Below are 16,697 nucleotides of genomic sequence, written 5' to 3' on the forward strand. Positions count from 1 at the left end.
GTCAGCAGCGCGTTGGGGGGCGCGCAAGGCCCTCAGCGATCTGACTTTGAGTTCGCTGGGCAGCGCTTGAGCCCCTGCGCGCCTACCTATTGGGCTGACAGGCGCCGTTTGGCTTCGGTCCGAGATCCGGCACTTCCACGAATTCTCGGCATGAGCCGGGACTGCCAGGCGGTGAACGGTCTGGTCTTCAACGGTAGGGACCCCTGTGCCCAGCGCATCGTCAAAATTGACGCGCCCCCCAACGATTACTCCGGGCAGGATGACCCCCGTAGCGCGACCGTCGCCGCTGCATCCCAGCGCGGAGGCCTCGTATGACCGACCACTACCCGTACCGCATCAGCGTCGAAAGACGGGACTTGTTCCTCATCTGGCGGCCCGGAGAGGGTGATGAGCCCGCCGAACTCATCGTTGACGCCCATGGGCGGCTCGCGGCCTTCGATGACCTTCAGGCGCTCGAAGAGCACTGTGCGAACAACCGTTGGGAGCTCGTCCCGGAAGTGGACGACGCGCTCGATCTACGTCCCGTACGGCAGTGGGTCAAGCACCCTCATCTGCGGTTGGCTTCGGCAGGTCTGTTGCTGGAGGCGTGGAACTTCTTCGATGATCTCTCCCACAGTCTGAAGGCCCGCTCGTCGATGCCCTCGCAGGGGGCGATCCACAACATGGCCTACGAGAAGATCTACTCGGGCGATCCCCTCTCCAGGCACAGCGGCGAAGACGCCTGGACGGACGAGGAGACAGCCGCTGTGCGTGAGCTTCTTCGGGCCGGGCTGAAGCTCTGGGAGCGGGCTGTCGCCGCATCCGATACACCCAGCCGCACCGGGGGAAGGTTCCGGAGCCGCCACGCTGCCCGTACTGACCAGGCTCCGCCCGCCCGGGCCCTTCTGCCAGAGAGCTCCCGGCTGCCCTATGAGCGCTCATCGGAAGGGTCGCAGGCCTGGAACCAGTGAGCGCGGAAGTAGTCGGCGGAGAAGGGGTTCTCGGGGTCGGTGAGCTGGCGGAAGAGGAATTCCGATGCGGTGCAGTCAAAACGGATTCCCTCTTGGGGGCCTTCGTAGGTGGCGTAGACGGTCCACCGGTCAGGGTCGGGATCGTCGGCGACCCAGTAGAACGACTGCTCGTGTTCATTGCCCGCCCAGGGCACCAGCCCGCCCGGAGCGGGGAAAGGCGGATGGGGCTCCCATGACTCCTGACCCTGTCGCGCGAAGTACTCGGTGTGCCAGATGACGTTGTCGGGGGTGAAGACATCGAGCAGGGAGTTGAACAGGCCGTCGCCGAATGTGTCGATGAGACGCTTGTAGTCGCTCGGCAGCCGGGTACCCAGCCGGGACTCGATATCCGCCCAGTCGACCTCGGACAGCTCCCTCGGCTCCCAGCCCGTGCTGGCGACCAGCCGATCCACCCACGACGCGTCCGCCGGCAGCCCCGCTGTGCTCGGGGCGGGCCGATGGGCGACCGTCAGCAGCGGTCGGGCGACCTCGGCACTGGTGTCCCTGCCTAGCCCGATCCACCGTCCGCCATATGCCCAGACGCACTCCCAGCTCACCGGTATATCGCTGGGGAGCGCAGCCAGTGCGCTGTCCTGGGTGAGCGGGGTGCCGTACCAATTGCTGAGTTCCCGCAGGATTTCGTCGATGCCCGTGCCATCGGAGGCAAGCAGACAGCTGTGCCCCGCCGGGTGCCCTGACTCCCCGCAGTTGAGATCACCATGGTCCGGCCATACGAGTCTCTGAACGGCTCCTTGCAGCTGTTCGACATCCATGGCAAGAGAGTCAAGCACCGCCCACTGACAGAGGGGTCCGGCCACCGCGCGTCAGCTGTGATCACGACTTGAGCCCGCCGCGAAGCACGATCGGTCAGTCGGAGGACCGATTGCTTCTCCCCGGCGTCTCGCAGCGGTTCGCCGGCTCAACCCTCCGCTGAGTACGCGTACGGCGAAGGACGAACACCCTCTCAACGCGCCTCTGCTGTCGGACAATTGGAGCCACATCACATCGGTTGAGGGGAAACAACGGTGCTGACCAACCCGAACACTGTGCGTGCGTTTCATACGGTGTCGTTCCGCATCCCGTGGGTGCGTCTGCTGTTGGCGGTGATCTTGGGGCTGGCTCTGTTCCAGGTGCTCACCGTGAGCCAGGCACTGCTCAGTGCGCTCGGGGGCGTGGTGTTAGTGGTCATCGTCCGCAGGCTGATCCTGAAGGCGCTGGCGCCGAACTTCCTTTCCGTGTGCCAGGTCAGGGTGGGCGACCGTCCCCTACTGGCGTATGCCGGGGCCCAGTGGGCGATCAGGGTCGGAGACCCGGACAGCGGGGAAGTGGTCACCTTCCTCAAAGGGCACAGAGGGTGGGTGAACGCCCTGTGCGAGCTGGAGGTCGAGGGAAGGGTCCTGCTCGCGTCCGGTGGAGACGACCAGTCGGTGCGGCTGTGGGACCCGAGTACGGGCGAACAGGTCTCCCGCCTCAAAGGGTCGGGTTCCGCGGTGCTCAGCGTGTGCCAGGTGCGGGTGGGCGAAGGGGTGATGCTGGCCGCTGGCGGGCGGGACGGCACAGTCCGGGTGTGGGAACCCATCTCGGGCGAATCTACCAAGGTCATGTCCCCCAAGGCCGGGGAGGTCCTGGCGGTGTGCGCGGTGGAGGTCGACGGCCGGGAAATGATCGCCTCCGGGCATGCGGACAAGACCGTACGACTGTGGGACCCCAACACGGGCGAGGAGCTGCGGGTGCTGACCGGCCATGACGGCTTCGCGACCGCGCTGTGCCAAGTGAGGACAGCGGGCGGAACGCTACTCGCCTCGGCCGGCACCGATGCGAAAGCGCGTCTTTGGAACCCGGCCACCGGGGAGCAACTCCATGTGATGGAGGATGACTTCACCGTGATGGGGGATGACTTCAGCGCTCTCCACGCCCTCTGTGAGATCAGGGTGGGCGAGCGGAATCTCCTGGCCTCCGCCGGTGATGGGCCGGGGGTGAAGCTCTGGGACCCGACCACGGGAACGCAGGTCGGCGAGGTCGGCGGAGCCACTTTCCTCTTCGGGCCGTTCGGCTGCGGCTGGGTGCGCGCGCTCTGTCCGATCCAGGTCGGCGATGAACTGCGGATCGCCACCGGCGGCTATGACAAGCGGGTGCAGACCTGGGTGCTGAGCCAGTAGTCACCGGGGGACGCCTACGGGTCACCTCACCCACCGCACTCCTCCCCATCGCGTCCCTGGTGCCCCTCCGTGCTCGAAGGAACATCCCTGAGGAAGATCACCCCATCGGTACTGCCGAGCTGGTCCGGCTCCAGGGGGAAGTAGCCGTGGTGGTGGGATGCGCCGGTCCGCAGAGTGGGCACCACACCGGTCCTTTCGACTTCTCCCGTAAGGCTCTGCCCCGTGGTGAAGCAGCGGTCGTCCGTGCTGGCGTAGAGCACTCCCTCCAGGGTGTCCGGTGCGGGGACGCCCAGCCCATGGTCGGTGGCGGACCCCAGGGCCAGGGCGAGGAACGCGTACTGGGGGCCCAGTTGTGCGCTGACGATCGCCCCGGCGCTCCACCAGCGCAGCGACCACTCCGTCCCCTGCCAGGTGCCCTCCACCCGGCTCTGGTGCTTCTGAAGATGGCGGTTGTGGGCGAACACCAGCGTGGGTCCCCGAGGTGCCTCCACCGCCGCGATGGAGTGCAGGTTGTCGGCCATCATCGCGTCGCGCTGGCTCATCAGCCGTGCCATCCGGGCATCGGAGGTGTCAGCCATCGCCGCGTGGTACCGCAGCAGACCAGTCGCCGTACGGCCATGGAGGCTGGTCCGCTCCCACTCCTGCCGTGATGTGGTGGCGAGGAGATGCGGGGACTGGGACTTCAACACACCCATCAACTCGTCCACGATCAAACGCAACGCGCCGACCTCGGCGGACGCACCCACGGACTGCGTCGGGTCCATCATCGCCGCGGGGTTGGTCCATCGCTCATCAGCGCCGATCAGCCGGTCGATGGTGTTCCAACCGCCCTGCGGCGGCAAGGGTTCCACCTGAGCAGCGAGGTAGTCATACAGGGCGCGGAGCGCGCGACGGGGGCTGGCGGCGCCCGAGTACTCAAGGGGCGCGTCAAAACCGTGGAACCTGATCTGGTCCACCGGGTCGCGGTCCTCGTTGTGTTCCTTGATCCAGGCGACCAGTTCGCGATTGGCGGGCGACTTCCCCCATCCATGGCTGAAGCCGGCGTCCATCACCGTCTCCCACGGCATCTCGGCCCCCGCCGCGAACGCATCGACCATGAGGGCCGACAAGCAGTCGCTCTCGATCGCGACCGAGCGGTATCCCTCCCGTTCGGCAAGGTACCGAAACAGCTGATTGCGCAACCGGAGAAACTCCTCCTCGCCGTGCAGGGGCTCGCCAAGGCCCAGCAGCCTGGGCGGGGCCTCCCTGGCGTGGAGAAATGACGTGAGCGCGGTTTCCAGCTGGATTCCACCACCGTCCGAGAAGGGCCATCCGGACTCTGGGAAGGAGAACTGAACGGGCATGGGCAGGCACCTCATCCACGCTGGCGACCTCTTGCGACTGCTTGCGATACCTTCAACCGTATCGTTGAGATGCCGGTTGAGACTTTTAACGGAAGTCAGTGCGAGATCCCCGCAAGACCTTCAAGGCGGAGGACAGGATGAGCATTAGGAAACTGCGGCCGGTGGACCTCGCGCGTGAGCATGGGCTGTCCACTCAGGCCATCCGCAACTACGAGGAAGAGGGCATCCTGCCGGCCGCGGAACGCACCCCGCACGGCTACCGGCTCTACACCGCCTTGCACGCGCAGGCCCTGCGCACCTTTATCGCGCTCGTACCGGGGCACGGCCACCACTGCGCCTCGCAGATCATGCGCACGCTCAACAACGGTGATCTCGATGCCGCCCTCACCTTGGTCGACGAGAGCCACGGCCAACTCCTCCAGGACCGCAGGACCCTTGCCGCAGTGGAAAAGGCACTCCACGACCTGGCGTCGACAGAGCCCCCGGCCCAATCGGAGCGCGCTGCGACCTTCATCGGGCCGCTTGCCCAGCAGTTGGGAATCCGCCCTGCCACTCTCCGCAAATGGGAGAGGGCAGACCTGATCCGACCCCGACGAGACCCGGCGACCGGCTATCGCGTCTACACGCCCACCGATGTGCGGGACGCCCATCTGGCGCACCAACTCCGGCGCGGGGGCTATCTGCTGCATCAGATCGCGCCCTTGATCGCTCAGGTGCGCGACGCGGGAGGATTGGCACCGTTGGGAGCCGCTCTCCATGACTGGCGCACCAGGCTCACCAACCGCCGTCTCGCCATGCTCGCCGCCGCGGCCGAACTCACCACCTGTGTCAACGGCCTCGGCCCGCTGCCCCGGCCGCACGACCCGGCACCGTAGGCCGGGTGACCTGCACGGCTCCGCTCGGGACCGCAGGCCGTACGACGTGCGGGGGAACCGAACAACGAAACCACACCGTCCTCAGGCGTACCACCGTCGTCCACTGTGAGGGGTACACACCGCATGTGGGTCGCCGCGCTGGGTCTACTCTTCGCCGCCGTACCGCTGATCGCTTGGTGGCGGCTGGCGCGCACCCCGTTGATGAGGTCGGTGGTCGGTAGCGCACTACTGGCCGGTGCCGGTCTGCTGGTCGCCGTCCAGCACGGTTGGGTGGGCGCCCCCAGAGCGGACTCGCATCTTGTCCATGCGGTCGGCGCCACGCTTGTGATCACCTGCGGGGCAGCCTGGGAACGCCACCAGGAAGGCCCGGGCCCCGAACCCTGGACCCATCGGCGCAATGGTGCCATCGGCCTGTTGGGCACCCTGCTCGCCATCACCTTCTGCGGCTCCCTGCTGTACACACTGATGATGAGTGAGGCATCCCTGCCCTCCGCCCGCGCGGTCCCGGCGCTGCCCTCCGGTCTCAAGGTCGTCTCACACAGCAGCAGTTGCGGCTCGGGGAACTGCTACCGACTGCTGGAGATCGGGAGTACGACCGGCCTCTCCCGCGACGAGATCATCAGCAGACTGGACCGACCTCAGGAGACCTGCCGTCCCAACGGCTGGCTGCTGGACCGTCGCGACCTGTGCATCGGAGTCGACGACTCCGATGGGCGGGTCCGGCTCTATGTCACCCTCAGCGGTCTTCTGGACTAGCCTCCCGGCAACAGAATCCGGTCACCGAAAGCCCCCCACGGCCCTGCCCGCTCCTATCATCAGCGCGTGATGCGGATATGGGTGTGGACAGCTATCACGGCCGCGGCCATGGCCGTGCTCGGTTGGGCCGGAGCCGAGGCAATCGCGCTGGGATGCGCCAGCGACTCGGGACCCGGTTCCTGCGGGGTGCCCGAGGGAGGCGGCCGGTACTTCGCCATGATCATCGTCTCGGCGGCGGTGCTGTTCGGCCCCTTCCCCTGGGCCGCCTACGGACGAAACTGGCAGCCCACACTGGGCTTCGCCAGTGGCGCCCCGGTCGGGATCATGGCCGCCCTCGCCAAGGGCACCTCGCAGGGGTTCGTGATATTCGCCGTGGTCCTCTTCTTCTTCGGCACGATGGTGCCATGGGCCAGGTGGCGCTTCAGTCTGGCCAAGCAGAGGGCGGCGAGTCAGGAGGGCTAGCGGGACGGCTCAGGGCTTGAGGCACTGGCCCGAGTCATCGCGGCCGCTTCGCCAGGCCCGCCCGGTAGCGTTCCAGGGCGCCGATCAGCAGGCCCGCCGAGGCCGTCAGGCCGAACAAGGCGGATTCGGTGTCGCTGCCGAGGTCGTCAGTGGAGATCCGGACGGCGACCAGGGCGACGACCAGTCCCAGCAGCGCGATCTGTACCCGCCGCAGAGCCACCGCCCGCCGGGCGCGGTCGTCCACATCGACTGGGCCTCTGTGCACGGGGCTCCTCCAGGTGTTCGACACACCGACCGTATAGGAATGATGCCCGACCCGGAACCGCAGGTCACCGGTGAAGTCCCGCCCGCGGTGCGGGCGGAGCCGCTAGCCCAGACCCGCCGCGTCCAGCAGGTACTCCGCCATCGGGTCGTAGAACCGGGGGTCCATCACATGGTCGTCGAGCGGGATGGTGACCTGAAGGGTGCCCTCCGCCTCGCCGATGAAGAGGGCGGGGTCATTGCAGTCGGCGTACCCCACGGCATCGAGTCCGCGCTGACCGGCGCAGCCGGCCCAGCCGTGGTCGGCCACCACCAGATCGGGAAGCGGCCGGCCCGCGCGCTCCAGGCCGTCCAGGACGGCGGCCATCGGAGCGGGTGAGTGGGTGTGCCAGAGAGTCGCGCCGCGCTCCAGCATCGCCACATCGGCGAACTGGAACACCATGCCCTCGTCCGCCATCAGCCCACCCGGGATGCGGACGATCTCGCATCCCGCCGCGCGCAGCGCGTCCGCGGTCTGCCGATGCACATCGAGCAGCCCCCCGGGGTGGCCGGTCGCGAACAGTACGCGTTCCCGTCCGGCCGCGGCCTTGCGCAGCCGGGCGGCGAAGCGTTCGAGGGCGTCGACCGTGAGCTCGGGGTCGATGGTGTCCTGGCCGACGCGGTGCTGCGGGTCGTCGTTGACTCCGCATCGCTCGGCCATCACCGCGAGCACGTCCTGCTCATCGCTCCAACGGTCACCGAGTTCAAGACCGAGCCAGTAGTGGCGATCGCCGTTGGCGAGCAGACGGTAGTGGGAGAGGTTGTTGTCGCGCGGTGTGGCGACATTCCCTGCGATACGGGTGCGGACAAGGTGTTCGACGAGTGCGGCACGGCTCGGTATCGGCATTACCCCATTGTGCCGCCATCATCTGGATGGCACGCCCCTGGCGGGAGCACATGAGCCGTTGATCACGCCGTAGGCGCTCAGTCTTGGGGCGGGTGGGGACGGGGTAGCGCCGGGGCTGGGCGATGGGAGGGAGTTCCGCCGGGCCGCCCGGGAAGATGCGTCGGCCCAGGGCGTCAGGGCCACACCGGAGCTACCCCGGATGACGGGTCCTGGCGCATCGCGCCTCAGGCTTCCGGCAACGCTCGACCTCCGCCGGCCTCGGGCCCGAGGGGCTGGCTCACCACGGCCAGGCCACCGCAGTCGGTCAACCGGCGTCAGTCAACCGGCGTCAGGGCGGCGAAGGCCCCGTGCGCCAGTCGGCGGAGCAACGTTTCCGTAGCCGCGCGGCCCAGGAGTCCATCGCCGTAGGAACCGAGGTGCGGGGTGGAGTTCAGCAGTCCGAACACCGCGTGGACGGCGGCTCTGGCCTCCGCCTCCGCGACCACCGGATGCAGTTCCCGCACGGCGGCGACCCAGAGCTCCACGTACTGCCGCTGGAGCTGACGCACCAGCTTGCGGTCGCTGTCGCGCAGCCGGTCGAGCTCGCGGTCGTGGAGGGTGATCAGGGGACGGTCATCGAGGGCGAAGTCGATATGGCCGTCGATCAGTGACGCCAGCAGCGCCTCGGCGTCGGTGGCCGACTCCTCGACCCGTAGTCGCCCGCCGCTCAGTAGCCGCTCGCTGATTCCCACCAGCAGTTCGGCGAGCATGGCGTCCTTACCGGCGAAGTGGCGGTAGAGACCGGGGCCGCTGATGCCGACGGCCGCCCCTATCTCATCGACGCCCACGCCATGGAATCCGCGCTCGGCAAAGAGACGAGCGGCTTCCTTGAGGATCTGCTCGCGGCGGGTCGTGGCGTCCGTCCTGGTGCTCATGACATCAGATTCTAGACAACCCTGTTAGCGGTCGTTAACCTGAAGGGAGACGTTAACGCTCATTAACTGAATTCATGCCGACCCGAACAGGCCCTTTCAGTCCCATTGCGGACGACAAGACCGGTTCAGGGCCAAAGGGCGATGTACCCAGCGGTACGGGTGACTCGTACGGACGGGTCGTACGGGTGTATCGACAGCGCGGCCGGTCGATCCAGCCGGTGGGTCCGGTCGATCCGGTCGGTGGGTCCAGTCGGTCGGCAGGACTTCCAAGCAAGGGGGCTCGACACGATGCAGCAGGCACCCGTGCTGACCAGCACGGCAGACCCCGCCTCCACGGCCTGGCAGGCCAATGAGGCGGCCCACCGGCAGCTCGCGGACACACTGCGCGACAAGCTGGCCGAGGCCCGGCTCGGCGGCGGTGAGAAGGCCCGAGCCCGGCACACCGCCCGGGGCAAGCTGCTCCCGCGCGACCGTGTCGACACCCTCCTCGACCCCGGCTCCCCCTTCCTTGAGCTGGCCCCTCTCGCGGCCCACGGGTTGTACGGCGGCTCGGCGCCGGCCGCCGGGGTGATCGCCGGGATCGGGCGGGTCAGCGGACGCGAGACGGTGATCGTCGCCAATGACGCCACCGTCAAGGGCGGCACGTACTACCCGATGACGGTGAAGAAGCATCTGCGGGCCCAGGAGATCGCCCTGGAGAACCGGCTGCCGTGCATCTATCTCGTTGACTCCGGCGGCGCCTTCCTGCCGATGCAGGACGAGGTCTTCCCCGACCGGGACCACTTCGGCCGGATCTTCTACAACCAGGCCAGGCTCTCCGGCGCCGGCGTCCCCCAGATCGCGGCCGTCCTCGGCTCCTGCACCGCGGGGGGCGCGTACGTCCCCGCGATGAGCGACGAGGCCGTGATCGTACGGAACCAGGGCACGATCTTCCTCGGCGGGCCACCCCTGGTGAAGGCCGCGACCGGCGAGGTCGTGACCGCGGAGGAGCTCGGCGGCGGTGAGGTGCACTCCCGGGTCTCCGGGGTGACCGACCATCTCGCCGAGGATGACGCCCACGCCCTGCGGATCGTCCGCACCATCGTTTCCACCCTCCCCGCCCGGGGACCGCTGCCCTGGACGGTCGAGCCCACCGAGGAGCCCAAGGCCGACCCCGCGGGGCTGTACGGGGTGGTGCCGGTGGACTCCCGTACGCCCTACGACGTCCGGGAGGTGATCGCACGGGTCGTCGACGGTTCTCGGTTCGCCGAGTTCAAGGCCGAGTTCGGGCAGACGCTGATCACCGGGTTCGCCCGTGTCCACGGCCATCCCGTCGGCATCGTCGCCAACAACGGCATCCTGTTCTCCGAGTCCGCCCAGAAGGGCGCGCACTTCATCGAGCTGTGCGACCAGCGCGGTATCCCCCTGGTCTTCCTTCAGAACATCTCCGGGTTCATGGTCGGCCGGGACTACGAGGCCGGTGGTATCGCCAAGCACGGCGCCAAGATGGTCACCGCGGTCGCCTGCACACGCGTCCCCAAACTGACCGTCGTCATCGGCGGTTCCTACGGCGCCGGGAACTACTCGATGTGCGGCCGGGCCTACTCCCCCCGCTTTCTGTGGATGTGGCCCAACGCCAAGATCTCGGTCATGGGCGGCGAGCAGGCCGCGTCCGTCCTGGCCACCGTGAAGCGCGACCAGTTGGAGGGGCGCGGCGAGCAGTGGCCCGCCGAGGACGAGGAAGCCTTCAAGGCCCCGATCCGCGCACAGTACGAGCAGCAGGGCAGCGCCTACTACGCCACGGCCCGGCTCTGGGACGACGGTGTGATCGACCCCATGGAGACCCGCCAGGTGCTGGGCCTCGCCCTGACCTCCTGTGCCAACGCGCCGCTGGGTGAGCCCGGTTTCGGCGTCTTCCGGATGTGAGGACACCCCGTGACGATGCAGCCACTACAGAAGACGACGATGGACAAGACACCAGCTCAGCACGGCGGGAAGAGCCCCGCACCGGCCATGTTCGACACGGTCCTGGTGGCCAACCGGGGTGAGATCGCGGTCCGGGTCATCCAGACCCTGCGCGCGCTGGGAGTCCGGTCGGTGGCCGTGTTCTCCGACGCGGACGCCGACGCCCGCCATGTACGGGAGGCGGACACCGCGGTCCGTATCGGCCCCGCGCCCGCCACCGAGAGCTACCTCCGCGGGGAGCGACTGATCGAAGCCGCCGCCCGCACCGGGGCGCAGGCCATCCACCCCGGCTATGGCTTCCTCGCCGAGAACGCCGGCTTCGCCCGGGCCTGCGCTGACGCGGGCCTGGTCTTCATCGGCCCGCCGCCCGAGGCCATCGCGCTGATGGGCGACAAGATCCGGGCCAAGGAGACCGTGGGGGCCGCCGGGGTGCCGGTGGTGCCCGGCTCCTCCGGCTCCGGGCTCACCGATGACCAACTGGCCGCCGCCGCGCGGGAGATCGGGATGCCGGTCCTCTTCAAACCGTCGGCGGGCGGCGGCGGCAAGGGGATGCGGCTGACCCGGCTGGAGTCCGCGCTGCTGGAGGAGATCGCCTCCGCCCGCCGCGAGGCGCGGTCCTCGTTCGGCGACGACACCCTGCTGGTGGAGCGGTGGATCGACCGCCCCCGGCACATCGAGATCCAGGTGCTGGCCGACGCCCATGGCGAGGTGGTGCACCTCGGCGAACGCGAATGCTCGCTCCAGCGCCGTCACCAGAAGGTCATCGAGGAGGCGCCCTCGATCCTGCTGGACGAGTCGACCCGGGCCGCGATGGGTGCGGCGGCCGTGGAAGCGGCCCGTTCCTGCGGCTATGTGGGCGCGGGCACGGTCGAGTTCATCGTCCCCGGCGGCGACCGCGGCGCCTACTACTTCATGGAGATGAACACCCGACTCCAGGTCGAACACCCGGTCACCGAGCTGATCACGGGGATAGACCTGGTGGAGTGGCAGCTGCGGATCGCGGCCGGCGAGCCCCTGCCCTACGGACAGGACGACATCACCCTGACCGGCCATGCCGTCGAGGCCCGGATCTGCGCCGAAGACCCGTCCCGGGGTTTTCTGCCGTCCGGCGGCACGGTTCTGGCGCTGAGCGAGCCGCGGGGAGCGGGCATCCGCACCGACTCGGGCCTGAGCGAGGGCACCGAGGTCTCCAGCCTGTACGACCCGATGCTGTCCAAGGTGATCGCCTACGGCCCCGACCGACCGACCGCGCTGCGCAAGCTGCGTGCGGCCCTGGCTCAGACGGTGACGCTCGGGGTGCCGACGAACGCCGGCTTCCTGCGTCGGCTGCTGGCCCATCCCGCCGTTGTCTCGGGGGACCTGGACACGGGGTTGGTGGAGCGGGAAGCCGGGGGCCTGGTCCCGGAGGGTGTTGCGGACGAGGTGTACGCGGCGGCCGCGGCCATCCGGCTCACCCGGCTCTCCCCCGTTCCGGACCAGGGCTGGACGGACCCCTTCTCGGTGCCCAGCGGCTGGCGGCTCGGCGGCACCCCGGCGCCGCTCGCCTTCCCCCTGCGGGTAGCGGGACTCGAACCCGTCACCCAGCGGCCCCCGACCGACTTCACGGTCACCGATGACACCGTCACGGTCACCACGGACGGGGTCACCCACACCTTCCACCATGCGGGCGCCTGGCTCGGGCGGGACGGCGACTCCTGGCACATCCAGGACCATGACCCGGTCGCCGCCCTGCTCAGCGGCGCGGCCCACGCCGGCGCTGACACCCTCGCCGCGCCCATGCCCGGCACGGTCACCGTGGTCAAGGTCTCCGTCGGCGACCGGGTCGAAGCCGGACAGAGCCTGCTGGTGGTGGAGGCGATGAAGATGGAGCACGTCATCTCCGCGCCCCACGCGGGCACGGTCACCGAACTGGATGTCACCCCCGGCTCCACCGTCGCCATGGACCAGTTGCTGGCCGTGGTCACCCCCGACGAGCCCGGTGGCGAAGGGGAAGGAACGGAGGCGGCACATGGCTGAGGGACTGCCGATGCGGGTTCCGGCGAGCGGACTTCCCGCCCGGGTGCGCATCCATGAGGTCGGCCCTCGCGACGGCCTCCAGAACGAGAAGGCGATCGTCCCGACCGAGGTGAAGGCCGAGTTCGTCCATCGGCTTGCCGCGGCCGGTCTGACGACCGTGGAGGCGACCAGCTTCGTCCACCCGCGGTGGGTTCCGCAGCTCGCCGACGCGGAGCAGCTGTTCCCCCTGCTCGATGACATCGACGGGGTCTCGCTGCCCGTACTCGTACCGAACGAACGCGGACTCGATCGGGCGCTGGCCCTGGGCGCGCGCTCCATCGCCGTCTTCGGCTCGGCCACCGAGACGTTCGCGAGGAAGAACCTCAATCGGAGCGTCGCCGAGTCGCTCGCCATGTTCGCCCCGGTCATCGCCCGCGCCCGGGGCGAGGAGTTGCGGGTCCGCGGCTATCTGTCGATGTGCTTCGGGGACCCCTGGGAAGGCCCGGTCCCCATCGCCCAGGTCGTCGCCGTGGCCCAGCGGCTGATGGACCTCGGGTGCGATGAGCTGTCGCTCGGCGACACCATCGGCGTCGCGACCCCCGGTCAGGTGCGCGCGCTGCTCACCGCGCTGGGCTCCGACGGCGTACCGGTCTCGGCCGTGGGCGTCCACTTCCATGACACCTACGGCCAGGCCCTCGCCAACACCCTCTCCGCGCTCCAGCACGGTGTCACCACCGTCGACGCCTCGGCGGGCGGCCTGGGCGGCTGCCCCTACGCCAAGAGCGCCACCGGAAACCTCGCCACCGAAGACCTCGTGTGGATGCTCGACGGCCTCGGTATCGATACCGGCGTCGATCTCGGCCTACTCACCGCCACCAGCGCCTGGATGGCCGACCGACTGGGCCGCCCCAGCCCCTCCCGTACCGTTCGCGCCCTCTCCCACAAGGAGTAACCCCATGTCGCTTGACCACCGGCTCGCACCCGAGCACGAGGAACTTCGCCGTACGGTCGAGGAGTTCGCCCATGAGGTGATCGCTCCCAAGATCGGCGATCTCTACGAGCGGCATGAGTTCCCCTATGAGATCGTCCGTGAGATGGGCCGGATGGGCCTCTTCGGGCTGCCCTTCCCCGAGGAGTACGGCGGGATGGGCGGCGACTACCTCGCCCTCGGCATCGCCCTGGAAGAACTGGCGCGGGTGGACTCCTCGGTGGCGATCACCCTGGAGGCCGGGGTGTCCCTCGGCGCGATGCCCATCTTCCAGTTCGGTACCGAGGAGCAGAAGCGGGAGTGGCTGCCGCGGCTCTGCTCGGGCGAGATGCTGGGCGCCTTCGGACTGACCGAGCCGGAGGCCGGATCGGACGCGGGCGGGACCAAGACCACCGCCGTACGCGACGAGGCATCGGGAGAGTGGGTGATCAACGGCTCCAAGTGCTTCATCACCAACTCGGGTACGGACATCACCGGCCTGGTCACCGTCACGGCCGTCACCGGCCGCACCCCCGAGGGCAAACCGCTGATCTCCTCGATCATCGTCCCCTCCGGAACACCCGGCTTCACCGTCGCCCCCGGCTACTCCAAGGTCGGCTGGAACGCCTCGGACACCCGGGAACTCTCCTTCGACGATGTGCGCGTACCGCTGGCGAACCTGCTGGGCGAACAGGGCCGGGGGTACGCCCAGTTCCTGCGCATCCTCGACGAGGGCCGGATCGCGATCTCGGCGCTGGCGACGGGCCTGGCCCAGGGATGCGTGGACGAGTCCGTGAAGTACGCCAAGGAGCGGCACGCCTTCGGCCGGCCGATCGGAGCGAACCAAGCCATCCAGTTCAAGATCGCCGACATGGAGATGCGGGCCCATATGGCCCGGGTGGGCTGGCGGGACGCGGCATCCCGGCTGGTGCAGGGCGAGCCCTTCAAGAAGGAGGCGGCGCTGGCCAAGCTCTACTCCTCCACGGTGGCCGTGGACAACGCCCGCGAGGCCACCCAGATCCACGGCGGCTACGGCTTCATGAACGAGTACCCGGTGGCCCGGATGTGGCGCGACTCCAAGATCCTGGAGATCGGCGAGGGCACCAGCGAGGTCCAGCGCATGCTGATCGCCCGCGAACTGGGGCTGCCTCGCTGACCGCTGTGCGATCCCTGGCGACGGGGTCGGCCTCACCGATCTGGCCGACCCCTCGGTCGGTCACACGAGCCGGTGCCCTCCGCGCCCACCCAGGGCCTCTCCCCGCACAAGTGCGTGAGACCTCTGGAGGATGTACAACTCGCCCGACCGGTAAGGGCTGATGGCAGCCGCAGCAAGCCCCCAGCCCACCGCCGTCAGCCGGGACCCGGCGCGCAGCCGCGCCGAGCCCCACGTCTGTCAGCTCATCCGACCCGCACCGGGCGAGAAGGACGGGCCGGGGGGATCAAGCCTTGGGCCACGGCACCACCGGGGACTTGTAGAACTTGATTCCCATCGCGTCCCAACGCGGCCCGTGGCCTGCCAGCCGCAGCTTGTACTCGTCCCACTCGCCGCCCTCGGACCAGCCGCGCTCCGCCACACCGGGCAGCCTGGGGAACGCCATGACCTCCAGGTCCGAGCTGGTGGCCAGGGTCTCGGTCCAGAGCGGGGCTTCCACTCCGAGCACCGAGTGCTCCTCGACGCCCACGTCCTTCAGATAGTTCGCCGGGTCCCACTTGTATGCCTGGTCCACCTCGACCAGGCCCGCCCACTGGAGACCGAGTCCGGTCTCCGAGGTGTACTTGTGGTCCAGATAGGTGCGGTCCGCGGGTGAGAGCACCAGGAGGGTGCCCTTCTTCGCGGTCGCGGCCACCAGTTCGCGTTCGGGTGCCTCGGTGCGGCCGTACCCCCAGTACTGGACCACCGCACCGGCGACCGGCTCCGCGCCCGCCAACTGGTGCCAACCCATCACCGTCTTGCCGTACTTGAGGACGATGGCCTGCGCCTTGTCCATGAAGGTCACATAGTCCTCATGACTCGTGTTGTCCGCCTCGTCGCCGCCGATGTGGATGTACTTGCCCGGGGTGATCGCGGCCACCTCGCGGATCACGTCGTCGAGGAAGTCATAGGTCGCCGGCTTGTCCACGCACAGCGAGCTGAAGCCCACATCAATGCCCGTGTACAGCGGCGGGGCGGTGTCCTTGCAGTTCAGTTCCGCGTACGAGGCGAGGACCGCGTTGGTGTGACCCGGCCCGTCGATCTCCGGGATCACTTCGAGATAGCGGGAGCCCGCGTACTCGACGATCTCCGTGTACTGGGCCTTGGTGTAGTAGCCGCCGGAGCCGCCGCCGGTCTGGGTGGAACCGCCGACCGCGGTCAGCCTGGGCCATGAGTCGATGGCCAGGCGCCACCCCTGGTCGTCGGTGAGGTGGAGATGCAGCTTGTTGATCTTGTAGAGGGCCAGCTGATCGATATAGCGCTTGACCTGGTCGACGGTGAAGAAGTGGCGGGCCACATCGAGCATCCCACCGCGGTAGGAGTAGCGTGGGGCGTCCGTGACCGTGCCACCGGGGATCTCCCAGGGCCCGTCCTGCCTGCTGTCCTTCTCCACGGCCGCGGGCAGCAGCTGGCGCAGCGTCTGCACACCGTAGAAGAGACCCGCGGGCTTGCGGGCGACCAGCGTGAGCTGCTCGCCGCTGGACGTCAGCCGATAGCCCTCATCGCCCAGGGAGCCCTCGGTCTCGCTCAGTTGCAGCAGGATGCCGCCGGTCCCCTGGTCGGTGGTGAGGGGCAGCGGGTATCCGGTGGAGGGGCGCAGCAGCCCGGCGAGGTACTCGCCGATGGCCCGCACCTCACGCGCGTCGTCGATACGGATCGCGGTGGTCTCGGTCAGGACGTACGGGTTGCCGCCGGGCTTCACCGAGGCGGGGGCGGGGATGACCCGACCGAGCGCGGGTACGGGTTTGCCCTCACTGGGGGGCTGCTTGGCATCGTCATCGCTGCTGGAGCAGCCGACACCCGCCCCACCGAGAAGAAGCAGCGCACCGAACAGACGGGGAAGCGTTCCGGGCATGATCACAGGCTGATTCCCTTCGAGGACATCACGACGAGGACGCCCATCATGCGTATCGTGCCCTCAGGCCCGGGTCAAGGTATAGACCAATACCTGAGC

15 protein-coding genes are annotated in these 16,697 nt (G+C 68.6%); 9 read left to right on the forward strand and 6 right to left on the reverse strand.

The window, feature by feature from the left end:
• The first annotated feature begins 311 nt into the window (after positions 1–311).
• Complete coding sequence (locus NBG84_RS28350; RefSeq protein ID WP_250922463.1) at positions 312–950, forward strand: hypothetical protein; 639 nt, start codon at positions 312–314, stop codon at positions 948–950.
• Here NBG84_RS28350 and NBG84_RS28355 read toward each other — a convergent pair.
• A complete protein-coding gene (locus NBG84_RS28355; RefSeq protein ID WP_250922464.1) occupies positions 908–1,762 on the reverse strand; it encodes an SMI1/KNR4 family protein in 855 nt (284 codons plus the stop codon). The genes NBG84_RS28350 and NBG84_RS28355 overlap by 43 nt on opposite strands.
• Positions 1,763–2,053: 291 nt before the next feature.
• Here NBG84_RS28355 and NBG84_RS28360 point away from each other — a divergent pair, with 291 nt between their 5' ends.
• On the forward strand, positions 2,054–3,148 hold the full coding sequence (locus NBG84_RS28360; RefSeq protein WP_250922465.1) for a WD40 repeat domain-containing protein: 1,095 nt from the start codon (positions 2,054–2,056) through the stop codon (positions 3,146–3,148).
• A gap of 26 nt (positions 3,149–3,174) precedes the next feature.
• Here the strand turns inward: NBG84_RS28360 and NBG84_RS28365 are convergent, their stop codons facing one another.
• On the reverse strand, positions 3,175–4,491 hold the full coding sequence (locus tag NBG84_RS28365) for an erythromycin esterase family protein (RefSeq protein ID WP_250922466.1): 1,317 nt from the start codon (positions 4,489–4,491) through the stop codon (positions 3,175–3,177).
• A gap of 137 nt (positions 4,492–4,628) precedes the next feature.
• Between NBG84_RS28365 and NBG84_RS28370 the strand changes: the two genes are divergently transcribed.
• From NBG84_RS28370 to NBG84_RS28380, 3 genes are all read left to right on the forward strand, one after another.
• The gene (locus NBG84_RS28370; protein WP_250922467.1) at positions 4,629–5,366 is read left to right on the forward strand and encodes a MerR family DNA-binding transcriptional regulator; all 738 of its coding nucleotides are present in this window, start codon (positions 4,629–4,631) and stop codon (positions 5,364–5,366) included.
• 105 nt (positions 5,367–5,471) lie between these two features.
• On the forward strand, positions 5,472–6,122 hold the full coding sequence (locus NBG84_RS28375) for a COX15/CtaA family protein (RefSeq protein ID WP_250922468.1): 651 nt from the start codon (positions 5,472–5,474) through the stop codon (positions 6,120–6,122).
• 66 nt (positions 6,123–6,188) lie between these two features.
• Complete coding sequence (locus tag NBG84_RS28380) at positions 6,189–6,584, forward strand: hypothetical protein (RefSeq protein WP_250922469.1); 396 nt, start codon at positions 6,189–6,191, stop codon at positions 6,582–6,584.
• A 34-nt stretch (positions 6,585–6,618) separates the two neighbouring features.
• Here NBG84_RS28380 and NBG84_RS28385 read toward each other — a convergent pair whose 3' ends face one another.
• The 3 genes from NBG84_RS28385 to NBG84_RS28395 all read right to left on the reverse strand — a co-directional run bounded on the left by NBG84_RS28385 (position 6,619) and on the right by NBG84_RS28395 (position 8,645).
• Complete coding sequence (locus NBG84_RS28385) at positions 6,619–6,849, reverse strand: hypothetical protein (RefSeq protein WP_250922470.1); 231 nt, start codon at positions 6,847–6,849, stop codon at positions 6,619–6,621.
• A 102-nt stretch (positions 6,850–6,951) separates the two neighbouring features.
• A complete protein-coding gene (locus NBG84_RS28390; RefSeq protein ID WP_250922471.1) occupies positions 6,952–7,731 on the reverse strand; it encodes a phosphatase in 780 nt (259 codons plus the stop codon).
• 314 nt (positions 7,732–8,045) lie between these two features.
• Entirely contained in the window at positions 8,046–8,645 is a 600-nt protein-coding gene (locus tag NBG84_RS28395) for an SACE_7040 family transcriptional regulator (protein ID WP_250922472.1), read from the reverse strand.
• 288 nt (positions 8,646–8,933) lie between these two features.
• Between NBG84_RS28395 and NBG84_RS28400 the strand changes: the two genes are divergently transcribed.
• The 4 genes from NBG84_RS28400 to NBG84_RS28415 all read left to right on the forward strand — a co-directional run bounded on the left by NBG84_RS28400 (position 8,934) and on the right by NBG84_RS28415 (position 14,707).
• Positions 8,934–10,550, forward strand: coding sequence for a carboxyl transferase domain-containing protein (locus NBG84_RS28400; protein WP_250922473.1), 1,617 nt, complete (start codon positions 8,934–8,936; stop codon positions 10,548–10,550).
• Between the two features lie 87 nt (positions 10,551–10,637).
• Positions 10,638–12,605, forward strand: coding sequence for an acetyl/propionyl/methylcrotonyl-CoA carboxylase subunit alpha (locus NBG84_RS28405; protein ID WP_250922647.1), 1,968 nt, complete (start codon positions 10,638–10,640; stop codon positions 12,603–12,605).
• On the forward strand, positions 12,598–13,536 hold the full coding sequence (locus NBG84_RS28410; protein ID WP_250922474.1) for a hydroxymethylglutaryl-CoA lyase: 939 nt from the start codon (positions 12,598–12,600) through the stop codon (positions 13,534–13,536). The genes NBG84_RS28405 and NBG84_RS28410 overlap by 8 nt, the downstream gene beginning before the upstream one ends.
• Positions 13,537–13,540: 4 nt before the next feature.
• Positions 13,541–14,707: an acyl-CoA dehydrogenase family protein gene (locus tag NBG84_RS28415; protein ID WP_250922475.1), complete on the forward strand. Its 1,167-nt coding sequence runs from the start codon at positions 13,541–13,543 to the stop codon at positions 14,705–14,707.
• A gap of 283 nt (positions 14,708–14,990) precedes the next feature.
• On the opposite strand, the gene NBG84_RS28420 is transcribed toward NBG84_RS28415, so the two are convergent.
• Positions 14,991–16,598: a beta-N-acetylhexosaminidase gene (locus tag NBG84_RS28420; RefSeq protein WP_250922476.1), complete on the reverse strand. Its 1,608-nt coding sequence runs from the start codon at positions 16,596–16,598 to the stop codon at positions 14,991–14,993.
• Between the last annotated feature and the right edge of the window lie 99 nt (positions 16,599–16,697).

Origin of the sequence: Streptomyces albipurpureus (assembly GCF_023701525.1) — a bacterium.
GTDB classification, from domain to species: domain Bacteria; phylum Actinomycetota; class Actinomycetes; order Streptomycetales; family Streptomycetaceae; genus Streptomyces; species Streptomyces albipurpureus.